This window comes from Exiguobacterium sp. E4787 (genome assembly GCF_018618375.1).
Classification (GTDB): domain Bacteria; phylum Bacillota; class Bacilli; order Exiguobacteriales; family Exiguobacteriaceae; genus Exiguobacterium; species Exiguobacterium chiriqhucha.
The window spans coordinates 1-13,010 of sequence record NZ_JACSLY010000023.1; the positions used below are offsets into that span (position 1 = coordinate 1).

Annotated in this window: 11 protein-coding genes and 2 pseudogenes; 10 read left to right on the plus strand and 3 right to left on the minus strand. The window is 38.1% G+C overall.

Features of this window, described 5'->3' with window-relative positions:
• Positions 1 to 148: 148 nt before the first annotated feature.
• The 3 genes and pseudogenes from KNP80_RS15475 to KNP80_RS15485 all read left to right on the plus strand — a co-directional run.
• Entirely contained in the window at positions 149 to 355 is a 207-nt protein-coding gene (locus KNP80_RS15475) for a hypothetical protein (RefSeq protein ID WP_029596469.1), read from the plus strand.
• A 158-nt stretch (positions 356 to 513) separates the two neighbouring features.
• Positions 514 to 897, plus strand: a complete 384-nt coding sequence (locus tag KNP80_RS15480; protein ID WP_214719580.1) for a hypothetical protein — start codon at positions 514 to 516, stop codon at positions 895 to 897.
• Between the two features lie 195 nt (positions 898 to 1,092).
• Positions 1,093 to 1,221 (plus strand): annotated as a pseudogene (locus tag KNP80_RS15485) (ATP-binding protein); the annotation flags it as partial.
• Between the two features lie 378 nt (positions 1,222 to 1,599).
• Here KNP80_RS15485 and KNP80_RS15490 read toward each other — a convergent pair.
• The 3 genes from KNP80_RS15490 to KNP80_RS15500 all read right to left on the minus strand — a co-directional run bounded on the left by KNP80_RS15490 (position 1,600) and on the right by KNP80_RS15500 (position 5,949).
• A complete protein-coding gene (locus KNP80_RS15490) occupies positions 1,600 to 1,992 on the minus strand; it encodes a FixH family protein (protein WP_029336184.1) in 393 nt (130 codons plus the stop codon).
• Between the two features lie 770 nt (positions 1,993 to 2,762).
• Entirely contained in the window at positions 2,763 to 4,100 is a 1,338-nt protein-coding gene (locus tag KNP80_RS15495; protein ID WP_029336183.1) for a murein hydrolase activator EnvC family protein, read from the minus strand.
• A 307-nt stretch (positions 4,101 to 4,407) separates the two neighbouring features.
• On the minus strand, positions 4,408 to 5,949 hold the full coding sequence (locus KNP80_RS15500; protein ID WP_081828362.1) for an N-acetylmuramoyl-L-alanine amidase: 1,542 nt from the start codon (positions 5,947 to 5,949) through the stop codon (positions 4,408 to 4,410).
• Positions 5,950 to 6,333: 384 nt separating this feature from the next.
• On the opposite strand from KNP80_RS15500, the gene KNP80_RS15505 reads away from it, so the two are divergent.
• The 7 genes and pseudogenes from KNP80_RS15505 to KNP80_RS15535 all read left to right on the plus strand — a co-directional run bounded on the left by KNP80_RS15505 (position 6,334) and on the right by KNP80_RS15535 (position 12,367).
• Positions 6,334 to 7,008: a thioredoxin domain-containing protein gene (locus KNP80_RS15505; RefSeq protein ID WP_029595508.1), complete on the plus strand. Its 675-nt coding sequence runs from the start codon at positions 6,334 to 6,336 to the stop codon at positions 7,006 to 7,008.
• Positions 7,005 to 7,424, plus strand: a complete 420-nt coding sequence (locus tag KNP80_RS15510; protein ID WP_029336179.1) for a disulfide oxidoreductase — start codon at positions 7,005 to 7,007, stop codon at positions 7,422 to 7,424. The genes KNP80_RS15505 and KNP80_RS15510 overlap by 4 nt, the downstream gene beginning before the upstream one ends.
• Before the next feature lie 420 nt (positions 7,425 to 7,844).
• Entirely contained in the window at positions 7,845 to 8,183 is a 339-nt protein-coding gene (locus tag KNP80_RS15515) for an ArsR/SmtB family transcription factor (protein ID WP_029336177.1), read from the plus strand.
• Between the two features lie 23 nt (positions 8,184 to 8,206).
• Positions 8,207 to 9,148 (plus strand): cation diffusion facilitator family transporter, encoded by a 942-nt coding sequence (locus KNP80_RS15520; protein ID WP_029336176.1) that lies wholly within the window; start codon positions 8,207 to 8,209, stop codon positions 9,146 to 9,148.
• 124 nt (positions 9,149 to 9,272) lie between these two features.
• Entirely contained in the window at positions 9,273 to 10,088 is an 816-nt protein-coding gene (locus KNP80_RS15525; protein ID WP_029336175.1) for a ZIP family metal transporter, read from the plus strand.
• A 321-nt stretch (positions 10,089 to 10,409) separates the two neighbouring features.
• Positions 10,410 to 11,303: pseudogene (locus tag KNP80_RS15530) on the plus strand (arsenic resistance protein).
• 212 nt (positions 11,304 to 11,515) lie between these two features.
• On the plus strand, positions 11,516 to 12,367 hold the full coding sequence (locus KNP80_RS15535; RefSeq protein ID WP_029336174.1) for a cation diffusion facilitator family transporter: 852 nt from the start codon (positions 11,516 to 11,518) through the stop codon (positions 12,365 to 12,367).
• Positions 12,368 to 13,010 lie beyond the last annotated feature (643 nt).

A 13,010-nucleotide genomic window follows, 5' to 3' on the forward strand; every position in this document is an offset into this window, starting at 1 on the left:
TGTCGCAACTTAAACGTTAGGGTGAGATTATGATTGCTGGCAAGTCCTTTTTCTTTTCAAAAATAGGAGTGCAGAGTTGTGTACGTTTCCGTTGCACACTTCTGCACTCCTATTTTGCATTACACATCAACAGGAGAGGATGATTCAGATGGACAGCTACCAACTAGATCAACAGACGATGGACGAGATGACGGAGGTATTGCTTCGACGCCTTCCGGACCGGCTCCAAGAAGATTTTGACGACTTAAAACTTGTGAGCATGGATCTTCTTTGTGATGTGAAGGAAGGAGAACGCTTGACCCACCTCACCGTCTTTTTCAATACCAATATGATTCGACGGAATCGTCGTACATAAGAACAAAAATATTTGTATACATGTATACATGTAGATTTGTATACGCGTATACATGTATACATTTTTTAAAGTCTTCATTTCTGTAGGTTCATGAACAAGGACTGAACTGGCTCTGGACGGGGAATCGTTTTAGAGAGGACCAGAAGGGGGGAGACGTGATGGACGAGCGGATACTTGATGACTATGCGTTCGATGGATTGGATCCGTTCGTCCGGACCGTGTTCTCGGAACTGATGGAACATCCCGAGTGGATGCGTGTTGTCGACAAGGAACATTGCGTCGAGAAGGTCGTCCGGTTTGATGACGGACGGAACTCGCCTTACTTCCGGGTGGTGATCTATCTGGATGCAGAAGAGCGTCCGATTAAGATCGTATATCTATATGGGACATGGGTGGTGGGGAAGGGAGACGTCAGTTTTGTGGTCTCAGAGCTCTCCAAGGGTGTATTCGAATATGAGGTGATGCATGTCCAGTGGCTCATCAAGTATCGCTTCGAGGATTGGGGCGTGTCTGAAGACGGGGCATGGGAGAAGGAATGGTAATCCGGGCTCATGCGTGAGCGTCTAACGCCTTATGGCGAAGTCGCTCATCGCACCGCTGCCCCCCTGACGGCCCGATAACAAGAGCTGCTGGCTCACCGCCGCATCTCTATGTTCCTGGCCCTTTCTAACGGGAGGCACGGAGCGTAAGGGCAACGTCAAAAGCAAGAGCGTGGGCGCGTCTAACGCCACGCGGAGTGGCATTCGAATCTAGGACAGGCCCAAATCGCGGACGCAATTCTCGACAGGATCGTACACGACTCCTATAAAATCCTGGTCGATGGCGAAACCTCAATGAGGGAACACCACGGGCTAGGGATAAGCTAAGATCTTGGCCATCGATGAGTCGATGGCCTTTTTCTTCATATTGACTCGCTCAGTCGTCCGCACTAGTGGCTCTCTGTATCCGCAATACTCAGCAGGACAAAAAACGCATCCTTCGAGTTTTTGAGGATGCGTTTGAGCAATGTGACTCTATTTGACTCGCGTTTATATTCCTACATATAAGCATACAACTGATGGTAGTTTCCAAGGTGGAGCGACGGAATGGACGTATCAGACATTGGAGCGGAAAGGATATATCATAAAATTGGTATTTTTCGAGCATATATCACAAGGTTGATGTTGTCGCGCGATTCAATAAAAACGAGTTTTTTCATCATGGATTAGCTCGTCTATATTATTAATTGTAATAATTAAAATTTATTATTTTACTAATATTTCGTTTTTGGGCATAGAATGATAGCTTCTTGCTGTCGTATGTGAATATATAAAGTATTTACCGGGCTCTTCAAAAATATAAGAAATTACATACAGTCCGTCTTGTTGATAATTGGCTTCAATTTTTTCGTGTTGGCTTTCCTCTTGGCCTTCTTTCCATATCTCGAATTCAACTTTATCCGCATCGTCTACTTTCTCGTTTCCTTGAGAAACAGTTGCTATAAGTTCAATAACTTCGTTTGCTTTTACTATTTCAGGATCTGTTTTAAATTGTACATCAATTAATTCTGGAATCACTTCAGGTCCATTATTGCTTACTGTACTTCCACAACCAGATAATACTAACAAAACAATCAACAGTGAAAAAAACCTTGCCATCTTTTTTCTCTCCTTTAAACGATTTAATATTAACATACACGAAAATGTGATGTATTGATTATTACATTAAAAGTGACCTGATCATGCAATCTTATTAGCTATCGAGCATAGACCCCATGTCACTTTTAAGGTTCAAGACTTTATAGAGCGTCGTATGCTCGATTGGTTTACTTTTCTATATAAAAAATAAAGAAATGTACATTTTATATATTAAGTTCAATTTTATATATTAAGTTCAAAAGATATTAATTGAACTTAATCCAAAAAGTTGGATCATGAAATAGATCATCTGGTGACTTCGACAACCTAGGTTTGAATTTGGACCTTCATATCCGTAAATTTATCATCGACCGTTAGACACGGCCTTAGTAACCTAAGGTTCGTCTCGACGTATATTGCCAGTTGAAGGTCATCAAAGGAGAGAAGAGTCTGTACTTCAAGATTGAATCGATTAAAGATTGTCTACCCATCCATATCGTTTTTAATATCTACATAGTGAATGTGTATGTCGCACCTGAGATTGTATTCCCCAGGCACTCGTAGGGGGGTGGGGGCACGAACGAAAGCTCATCCTAACTTTCTGAAGTTTTTCTTGCGAGTCAGTTAGCGTTTGGTCACCGAGACTTTAAAAGCTTTCGGACATAAAAATCGCCCCATAAAAATTAGATTATCAGGTCCAACTTTTACGGGGCATCTAATATTCTGTGGTCTAAATATTAAGTGATTTACTGAAGTAATTATATAGTGTTAAACAATTTCGCCTCTGAAATTCAGAAAAATTGGGATGGGTTGACTGTATTCCCTGCACTTGTAGCTGAGTACGAATAGTTTCCTCGATGGACTTCAAAGTGTAAATGAGAACCGGTCGAATTTCCGGTACTCCCCATCGCACCGATGTTCTGTCCTCGGGTCACACGTTGTCCGGCGGAAACGGACAATGAGCTCATGTGAGCATAAAGGGTAGTCCAAACTTGACCGCCTATGACATGCGTAATGATGACATGATTTCCATAAGGTCCACCCCAGCCTGCTCGAGTTACAGTTCCTGTTTGAGCAGCCATAATAGGAGTTCCTACTGGTCCAGCTGTATCTAGTGCATTATGGAAGCTGTAGCCATTGGCCCCGCCTGCTGGACCCCATCCTTGGGTTACGATACCTGAGGTTGGACGTTGAAAAACTCCGCCACTTGTTGGAGAAGCGAGTGAATCCGTAGTCTTTGAAGTGTTTACCACTTTCTCAGAGTTTGGTGATTTTTCGAGAGAGGCTTTATTCTCGCTGATTTCATTTTTTTCGGCACTTTTTGCTTCTGCAGCTTTACGCGCAGCCTCTTTGGTACGAATTTTAGCTTGTTCTTCAAGCCTTTGGGCTTCAATCTCTGCTTGAATTGATTTTTCTTGTTCTTGAAGCGTCGATTCCATTTGTTGCAAGCTTACCAATTTAGATGTGAACTGGATTTTTTCGGCCTCTAATTTTTTTATTTGAGCAGCCCGCACTTTAATTTTGCCGTTCAATTTTTTCTGACTATTCTCTAGCTCTTCTTTTTGACTAATAAGCTTATCTTTTTCAGTGTCCAATTCAGCTTTAGCAATTTGAAGCTTATTTTTTGTTGATTGATATTCTTTGAAAAGTTCTTGATCATTTTCTTGAATCGTCCCTGCGGTGATCATGCGTGAAACCAGATCACCAAAGTCTTTTGAACCAAAAATAAATTCAGCCCAGTTTATAGAAGAACCACCGTTTTTTTGCATCGTGACCATGCGTTCTTCCATCAATGTCTTTTGAGAGCTCATTTTTTTCTGGAATTCTTTAATTTGAGTTTGAATCTGAGCAATTTTCTTTTGGGTTGTCCGAATTTCAGCCTTCTTCTGGGTGACCTCATTGATAATATCCTGTAACTCGGATTCCAAGTCATTCAGTTTCTGTTCTTCGAGTGTGATATCTTGTTCACGCTGCTGAATTGACGTATTAGCTTTACGTTGCTCTGTAGAATTTTGCGCTTGCTTCTGCTGGATATTTTTTTGTTTTTCAGTCAAGTTTAAAGCGTAAGAAGGGGATGCGCTTTGAACTAACATAACACCAAGTAAAGTTGAAGCTATAATTTTTTTCATGGTAAACAATGTTGTTGCCTCCGTAACTTATCTCTATTATAAAAAATGCGTTGCTGGATAAAAGTATTCGTATCATGATTAAAACTCGAACCGGAATCATTGTATCAATATTACTTCACCATCTATATTTCTATTTCTTTTCATTTCTATGTCAGTTGTTCTTTTGAGTTTATTGTCATTCGAGTATATCAAGAGAAATACTTATAATGCCATTTTGATGAGGAAATGAATGATGACCACTGAATTTAGGACATTTTGTCTCAAATTCAGTGGTCAAATCGTTTGTTAGTATTTGTTTGGTGTTTATTTAGTAGTAACTCTTCATAAATTTATCAATTCCTTTGGCGGTTGCTTTGATCATGTTACTTCCCGACATATAGGAGCGATCTACTGAGTTAGCAATAAAGCCATATTCGATGAGAGTAGAAGGTACCGTGTTTCTTCCTACCACATAGACATCTTGTCGCTTAACGCCTCGATTTTTAAAATCTGGAACGTTCATGGCGATTTCTTGATTAATTACTTCACCTAATCTGCGGCTAGCGTTCGCATATGGATTTGTGGTGTACGCGCTAGAAGTAGGGACGAGTGCTTCATGACCTGTAGCGAAAGAAGGTGAAGAATTAATGTGGACGCTTATGAAAGCGTCAGCATCAAGCCTTTCTGATAGATTGGTCCGCTCAACAAGTGACAAGTATCTATCATTTGAGCGCGTTAGTTTCACTTCATAAAGCTCATAGTTTTTCTTTAGTTCGTCGGCCACACGATTAGCAATGTTTAGGGTGAGTACTTTTTCTTGAACTGTACCGTTTGAAGTCACTGCACCAGCATCTCCCCCACCGTGTCCAGCGTCAATTAAAATCACGTGTTTGTTAGCTGGAATCACCGGTGATTTTATAGGAGTTTTTCCGGTAAATGGTTGCACAAAACCAGATGATACGTAACCGACTTGATTGTTATATCGCACCTTGTACCAACTGGCGCTTTTCGATATGACAGAAATCGAAGTGCCTGAGGGAATTGTTGTCAAAATAGATCCGTAACGACTCGCTTGGTTACGTAAATTAAGATTTTCGATAGTAATATATGTTGGATAAGTGGATAAAGAATCCCCCGGTGCCACTTGCACTATATAATGTCGAGCAGGTGTGAATCCTGTAATACCGTTATACATAACTTTTAACCAAGAACCCGTTGTGCCCGATTTTCCTAGTACAGTCACTTCAGTAGATGCTGGAATCGTAATAAGGACCTTTGAGTTCACTAAAGACATGCTTGAGCGAATCTCGGTCGTTTGCTTACTTCGTGACTTCATAGCCGAGGGCGATATGGTTACATACTGACTTGCCACATAGCCTTGAGTCCCATTGTATGATACTTTATACCAAGGGCCTGAGGCAGCATGGTACATTAGTGGGCTGGACTTTGGGATAGTCATTAAAACGGGTGATTTGACAGATGGGCCCTTACGCAGATTTAGTGAAGTTTTAGTTTTATATATTGTGTTTATTGAACTGACTGAATTTTTAGGTATAGGTTTTGGCGTCACGTACTTCGTTGAGACATAACCGATTTTTGAATTAAATGAAACTTTAAACCAGGATTTATCTTCTCCATATACACCTATCTTCTTAATGGTTTTTCCTTTTGGAATCGTCAAAAGGACTTTGCTTTTTGAAGAGAACGAGGAACGCAAATTCAAATTTTCAGTTGTTATGAATAGAGATTCCTCTGCATGTACGACGTTTAGGACGTTAACACTAGTTAAAAGCTTAAAGGGATAGAAAAAAGAAGTTAATAAAGCCAAGGAAATTACTAAGCTTATTCGAAATTTATGTTTAGACTTCATAATAGACTCCTCATATGTAGTTTTTTTGGTTGTAAAGACCCATGAATGGTTTTTTACTATCTGTATGGTACTTATCCTTTAAATATTAGTCATTCTATGCAACGATTATTGGCTTTCGTCTATCTACAGTTAAAAGTTTTCTTGCCCTGTTTTAAAATGCACTATTATTAAGGGGAATAGACGTATTTTAAGAAATAAATTGGCCCTCCTTTCATCTGCATAAAAGTTTAGTTGCATGAATGTGTTAGAATGTAACTTGTTTGACTCATAGATTTCGTTTTTAGAAGTCCATGGATTCAATGTTGAAAAACTAAGGATACTCTAGTATTTTTAGCTATAATTCTGATAAAAGAAATAACGAATTTATAAAAGAGGTGAATTGTTTTGAAAACTAATCAACTATTGACTATTTTTACATCCGTATTAGTAATTGCAGTCTTAGCTTTTTTATTTTTAAATGATCAAAGTTCCGAAAAATCAAAGACTAAAATTGTTCAAGATGAAAAGATATCAGTTAATAATCAACCTACAATAGGTAAAAAGGAAGCGCCGATATCAATTGTAGAATTCGGAGACTATAAATGCCCTTCGTGTAAAGAGTGGGGTGAAACAATCTATCCTCAACTTGTAAAAGATTACATTGAAAGTGGGAAAGCTTCCTTTAGTTACATTAATGTTTTGTTTCACGGAGATGAGTCCACTTTAGCTGCCCTTGCATCAGAATCTGTTTACAAAAATCACCCAGAATCATTTTGGCAATTTCACAAAGCTATTTATGAAGCTCAACCTGACGTGCAAATACACGATAATCCATGGGTTACGGTGGAGAAAATGGAAGAGATTGCGACGAAGACTGTCCCTTCTCTAGATTTAAATAAATTTAGAGAAGACCTATCAAGTCGTTCTTCTAGATTAGAATCAGTTAAAATGGATGCGGCGCTCGTAGAAAAATACAATGTTACACTGACCCCGACGATTGCAGTTAATGGGGTCATCCTTGAAAATCCATTCGACTATACCTCTATAAAAAAACAAATTGAAAAGGAGCTAACCCAATGAGCGCTTCAGTAATAAACCGATATGGACTGTACCTCGCCTGGGTTGTTTCAATTACTGCAGTACTTGGAAGTCTATATTTTAGCGAAATTCGTGGTTTTATACCTTGTGAACTCTGTTGGATTCAACGTATCTTTATGTACCCAATAGCTTTGATTCTTGCAATTGCAGTTTTCAGAGAAGATAGCTCAATCAAATTTTATGTTCTCCCTTTATCAATAATCGGATTCTGTATCTCTTTTTACCACTATCTTGTACAAAAGGTGCCCGGCTTTTCGGAAGTCAGACCATGTGAACAAGGAGTTTCCTGTAATGCACAGTACATTGACTGGATGGGTTTTATCACAATTCCGTTTTTAGCGTTGACCGCCTTTTTTCTGATTACAGTCATTCTTGGACGAATCAGTACCAAACAGTAGTTTTTGATTTGGATTTGAAAAATGAAGAACTAATTGTATCAAATTGGTATGCTTACTAAAAAACAGCTTTGATTTAGAAAAACATGAAAAGCTTTTTGAAGTTGGAAAATAGATTAGACAATACCCAGTAAATAATTCAATTGACGTTTTCTTAAAACGTTAGTGTACTATATTGATTTTTTGAAAAAGCGTGACTACCTATCGAGTATGAGATCTAACTAGCTCTCTAATAGGTAGTTTTTGTATGGCTAAAAATAAGAAATAATCGCAAAACCAGAGAAAGTATCTCAAATCTTCAAGTATGTAGAGCTGATAGAATAAATGTTTTTTAAATTAAGTGTTGACGGCACAGCAAAAGTCTAATAAGTTATATATGAACATATGAACATGTATAGTTATCATGAGCGGAGGTACTGACTTATGGATGAACCGATTGAAGATACTACAGAAAATGAAATAGAAATAGGGGCGCAGATTGACGATGAGACTCTATTTATTGTATCTCAGACGTTCAAGGCACTTAGTGACCCGACAAGAATTAAAATATTAACCCTGCTATGCACAAAGGAACATTCGGTCAACGGAATAGCTGATCTTCTTAACTTAAGTCAATCAAACGTGTCTCATCAGCTACGTTTTTTAAAAAATCTTCGACTTGTCAAGTTTAGAAGAGAAGGAACTACTCTATTTTATTCAGAAGATGATCACCATGTCATGAACTTACTAAGACAGGCGATTGAGCATGCGAAACACCACTAAATATAGTAAGGAGAGTTAATCTTATGGCACATAATCATGCACATGATCATTCTCATACCTCTAACAAAAAGATTTTGATCATTTCATTCTTTATTATTTCGGCATACATGGTTGTAGAGGCGATTGGAGGGTACCTTACAAATAGCTTAGCACTTTTAGCGGACGCAGGTCACATGCTTAGTGATGCGGCTTCGCTCGCTATTGCATTACTTGCCTTTAAATTAGGTGAACAAATAGCGAACAATCGTAAAACGTTCGGATATAGACGCTTCGAGATTCTAGCAGCTGTTTTAAACGGGGTCACACTCATACTGATTTCCATATATATCTTTTATGAGGCCATCAATCGATTTATTCAACCACCTGAGGTCGCATCCGTAGGAATGTTAATTGTTAGCAGTATTGGCCTTGCTATAAACCTTCTTGTTGGATGGATTATGTTAAGAGGTGCAGACGTAGAACATAATTTGAATATGCGAGGTGCTTATCTACATGTTGTAAGCGATACGTTGGGTTCAGTCGGTGCAATACTGGCAGCGCTTCTTATCATGGCATTTGGATGGAACTGGGCAGATCCGCTCGCAGGAATCATTGTAGCGGGACTTGTTTTACGAAGTGGTTATTTCGTGACGAAATCCGGATTGAACGTATTAATGGAAGGTGCACCACAAAACGTTGATGTCGAAAAGGTTCTTCAAGTCATTCACAACAAGGAGGGGGTACGGAGTATACACGACTTTCATCTTTGGAGTATCACAAGTGGAATGAATGCACTCTCATGTCATGTTGTCGTTGATGGTAATTTACAAATCTATGACAGTGAGAATCTACTTCAAGAAATTGAACACGATTTAGCACATCTGAACGTTCAACACTCTACGATTCAATTCGAAACTCTTTCTCATCCTCACAGCGATGAATTGCTTTGCAAACTGAAGGTAGGGGAAGTAGTACATCAACATTAAAAAAATCACCTGTTGAGTAGGATTGACAATCAAGAGGAGGAGACAGCAATGCTGATTTTGGATAATAGTTACTTAATTTTGAGCATGTATAGAAACTCGATTTTTGGCAACGGAGTTTTGATAGATGATTGAATATATTTCTTCGTTAGAACCCCTTACTCAAGCATTGCTGGGTACTTTATTCACTTGGGGGATGACGGCGCTTGGTGCCGCGTTAGTGTTTATGACAAAATCAATGAATCAAAAGCTAATGGATGGGATGCTCGGTTTTGCTGGAGGAGTAATGATTGCCGCTAGTTTTTGGTCATTACTCTCACCTGCAATTGAGATGGCGGAACAAGATTCTCTTCCGGCGTGGTTACCAGCTGCAATCGGTTTCTTACTTGGAGGATTCTTTTTATCAGGTGTTGATAAAGTGATTCCACATCTGCATCCCACTTCACCGATGGATGAGGCTGAGGGTATAAACCCTAAGAAGAGAAAGCGGAGCACGTTACTGGTGTTAGCAATAACTTTGCATAATATTCCAGAGGGACTTGCCATAGGCGTTGCATTTGGAGCAGTTGCAGCAGGATTCCCTTCATCATCAATCACGGGAGCTATCGCGCTGGCAATCGGAATCGGCATACAAAATTTCCCTGAGGGTGCTGCTGTGTCAATGCCATTGAGACGAGATGGATTATCTCGTCGTAAAAGTTTTTTCTATGGCCAGTTATCTGGTATGGTTGAACCGTTCGCGGCGTTGGTAGGAGTAGTAGCAGTACTCATAATGGAGCCTTTACTTCCGTTTGCGCTAAGCTTTGCTGCAGGAGCAATGATTTTTGTTGTAGTGGAGGAGGTAGTCCCAGGATCTCAAGAAAATGGAAACAAGGACTTGGCTTCTGTTTGTTTAATGTTTGGCTTTACAATCATGATGATTTTAGATGTGGCTTTAGGCTAAAATAATTATTTTTTTAATGGTTATCACTTTATTTTTTGACTGATATATATTCAAGATACTAACTATATTCGGAAGTGTAAATAATGAGCCTTAATTATATTTACTTTCAGTCGGTATTTTTACTGTTGGATAAATAAAAATACTAGAAGAAAAAATATAAAACCTCTTGCCCTGGCAATTAAAATCGTGGAGTTATCTATTTCATTCTGAAATTTCCTGAAAATTTTGGGGGTGATTTTGATAGAGAAGGAAAGCAAATTCGGAATTCAAGTGCTAGAGAAGGTGGAAGCCCACCAAGTCAGTATATACATCATTTTTTTGATGTTGGCAGTAATCTTTGGTCTATTGAATACAGAAGCTGTATATCTCGATATTTTTATTTCTCCCCTTTTAGGAGTTTTGATGTATGGGATGTTCGTTCAAATTCCGTTTCTGAAATCGAATGGATCTGCTACAAACATGAGGTTTGTGGTAGCTCTTTTATTAGGAAATTTTGTTGCCGTTCCTTTAATAGTTTAGGTTTTGGTTATCATATTTCTTCAAGATTCATCACTAATGCTGGGGGTGTATTTGGTGTTGTTAACACCGTGCATCGACTATGTGATTGTTTTTACAAAGATGGGAAAGGGAAACGAATCAATATTGTTAAAAGTAACACCGATTCTTTTAATTTTACAGACGATACTCTTACCCATATATTTATTCGTATTATTAGGAGAAAAGGCTATTAGTATCGTTAGGATGGGTCCATTTCTAGATGCATTTCTATTTTTGATTTTTATACCGCTTCTATTAGCGATAATGACACAATTGTGTTCTAAAAAGAGTTCTTTAGGTAATCGTATCATGAAAATGCCGCCATGGATTCCCGTTCCATTTATGTCTTTTGTACTTTTTGTGGTAGTTGCCTCTCAAATTAGGGAAGTGTATAGTGACCTCGGGACATTAATAGATGTAATACCAGTTTATATTTTATTTCTACTTATCATACCATGGGTGTCAAAGTCCCTTGGTAAGTTGTTCAAACTAGATATTGCTTCAAGAAGAGCAATTACATTTAGTATGGGAACAAGGAATTCACTTGTAGTTCTTCCATTAGCATCTATATTACCAGAGCCCCTATCAACACAAGTAGCTGTAGTGATCATTTTACAGACCGTTACCGAATTGTTCGGAGAAGTCTTATATATAAAATTAGTGCCTAAATGGTTCTAACAAATTAGATACATGTATTTAATTTCGCTTTCAAAAATTACGTCCTTCGATTGTTTATTAAAATATTAAGAACTGCGCTTAAGTTCTCAAGTATGCGTTGTTTACAATCAATAGGCAAAGAAATTTATTATATTGCAGAACGCTAGAGACCAGTATTATTCTAACAACTAACCTTTTTAAGGATGGACTACCAAGTGAGGAGAGATCGAACAATGGCGAGTACTGATAAGGCATCAAAAAATATCAAACTAGCATTTATAATTAATCTTGTTTTCTCGATTGGTGAATTTATCGGGGGATTTTTGATTAATAGTGTTGCAATCATGTCGGACGCCATTCACGATTTAGGTGATGCTCTTGCATTGGGCCTGTCCTGGTTCTTACAAAAATTTTCGAACAAAAAACCCGATCATAACTTCACTTTTGGATATAATCGTTTTTCCCTTTTAGGAGCATTAATAAATGCGACAATATTAATAATTGGATCTGTATATATTTTTACTCAAGCAATTCCTCTACTGTTTGAACCGGAGCATTCTAATGCACAAGGAATGATTTGGTTTGCAATTTTTGGTGTGCTTTTAAATGGTTTTGCGGCATTCCGTCTACACAAAGGAAAATCAGTAAATGAGGGAGTACTATCTTGGCACCTTTTAGAAGATGTTTTAGGTTGGATTGCCGTTCTTGTAGTAGGGATAGTTTTACTCTTCAAGGATATACATATACTTGACCCCATCCTATCAATTGCTATTGCGTTGTTTATATTAGTGAATGTGTTTCGTAATTTAGTTAAAACAATGAAAATACTTTTAGGTGCTGTCCCTGATGGTATTGACATCGATGAGGTGAAGCAAAAGATTGAAGGTATTGAAGAAGTGATTTCTGTTCAAAACCTATATGTCTGGTCAATTGATGGCGAAGATAACGCCATGAATTTACACTTAATAGTAGAAGAGATGAATCTAAAGGATTCAACTATTGTTAAACAAAAAGTCAAAGAAGTGACTTCAAAACTAGATATTAAACATTCTACAATAGAGTTAGAATCAAAAAAACACAACTAAAGAAATAAGTCATCCTTGCACCAAATCCACACTGAGGTTCGACATATGAGTAAAAATTCTATACTTCATACCGTCTGATACCAATAAATACTTTTCTACGTGCAAGGAAACTGAATATCGAATGAGGGTATATTTAGAAACCCCCTCATTCGTTTTTTTTTTGAACACTATCGAAATTTCGTCTCTTAAAATAGGATGTATTCGAATGAATGAATGATTCCAAAACGAACGTTCAAATATTTAGATTTAATTGTCATAGTTTAGTAGACCTATCGACCGGATTTTCTTTCCATACTTCGGAGAATATTCCGGTCAATGAATAAGGTTCGGCCTCGATTAAAACTGTCTGATGATAAAAAAGCTGACAATGAAACCTAAAAAGATGACTCGGGAACAATACCGAAGTCATCTTAAAGCCGTCTTAAAAAACAGAGATCATTTATTTTTATCATACCCAGTACAAATTCGAGGATATAAAAATGAATATTTTTGTTTTTTTATTCTTTGACATTCATCAGTGTCAACAGCGGTTTAAAATTCCCTCTTAATAACGGATTAAAAATCCCTTTTTTACACATTACTCTTGGAAACTATCGACACGCGCCGGTTGGATGCCGGCCCGTTTCTTTTCTCTCATTCGATA

Coding starts and splice junctions, on each gene's coding strand:
- KNP80_RS15515 (WP_029336177.1), top strand. CDS start 7,845: ATGGATGAACCGATTGAAGATACTACAGAAAATGAAATAGAAATAGGG.
- KNP80_RS15475 (WP_029596469.1), top strand. CDS start 149: ATGGACAGCTACCAACTAGATCAACAGACGATGGACGAGATGACGGAG.
- KNP80_RS15500 (WP_081828362.1), bottom strand. CDS start 5,949: ATGAAGTCTAAACATAAATTTCGAATAAGCTTAGTAATTTCCTTGGCT.
- KNP80_RS15490 (WP_029336184.1), bottom strand. CDS start 1,992: ATGGCAAGGTTTTTTTCACTGTTGATTGTTTTGTTAGTATTATCTGGT.
- KNP80_RS15510 (WP_029336179.1), top strand. CDS start 7,005: ATGAGCGCTTCAGTAATAAACCGATATGGACTGTACCTCGCCTGGGTT.
- KNP80_RS15495 (WP_029336183.1), bottom strand. CDS start 4,100: ATGAAAAAAATTATAGCTTCAACTTTACTTGGTGTTATGTTAGTTCAA.
- KNP80_RS15520 (WP_029336176.1), top strand. CDS start 8,207: ATGGCACATAATCATGCACATGATCATTCTCATACCTCTAACAAAAAG.
- KNP80_RS15480 (WP_214719580.1), top strand. CDS start 514: ATGGACGAGCGGATACTTGATGACTATGCGTTCGATGGATTGGATCCG.
- KNP80_RS15525 (WP_029336175.1), top strand. CDS start 9,273: ATGATTGAATATATTTCTTCGTTAGAACCCCTTACTCAAGCATTGCTG.
- KNP80_RS15535 (WP_029336174.1), top strand. CDS start 11,516: ATGGCGAGTACTGATAAGGCATCAAAAAATATCAAACTAGCATTTATA.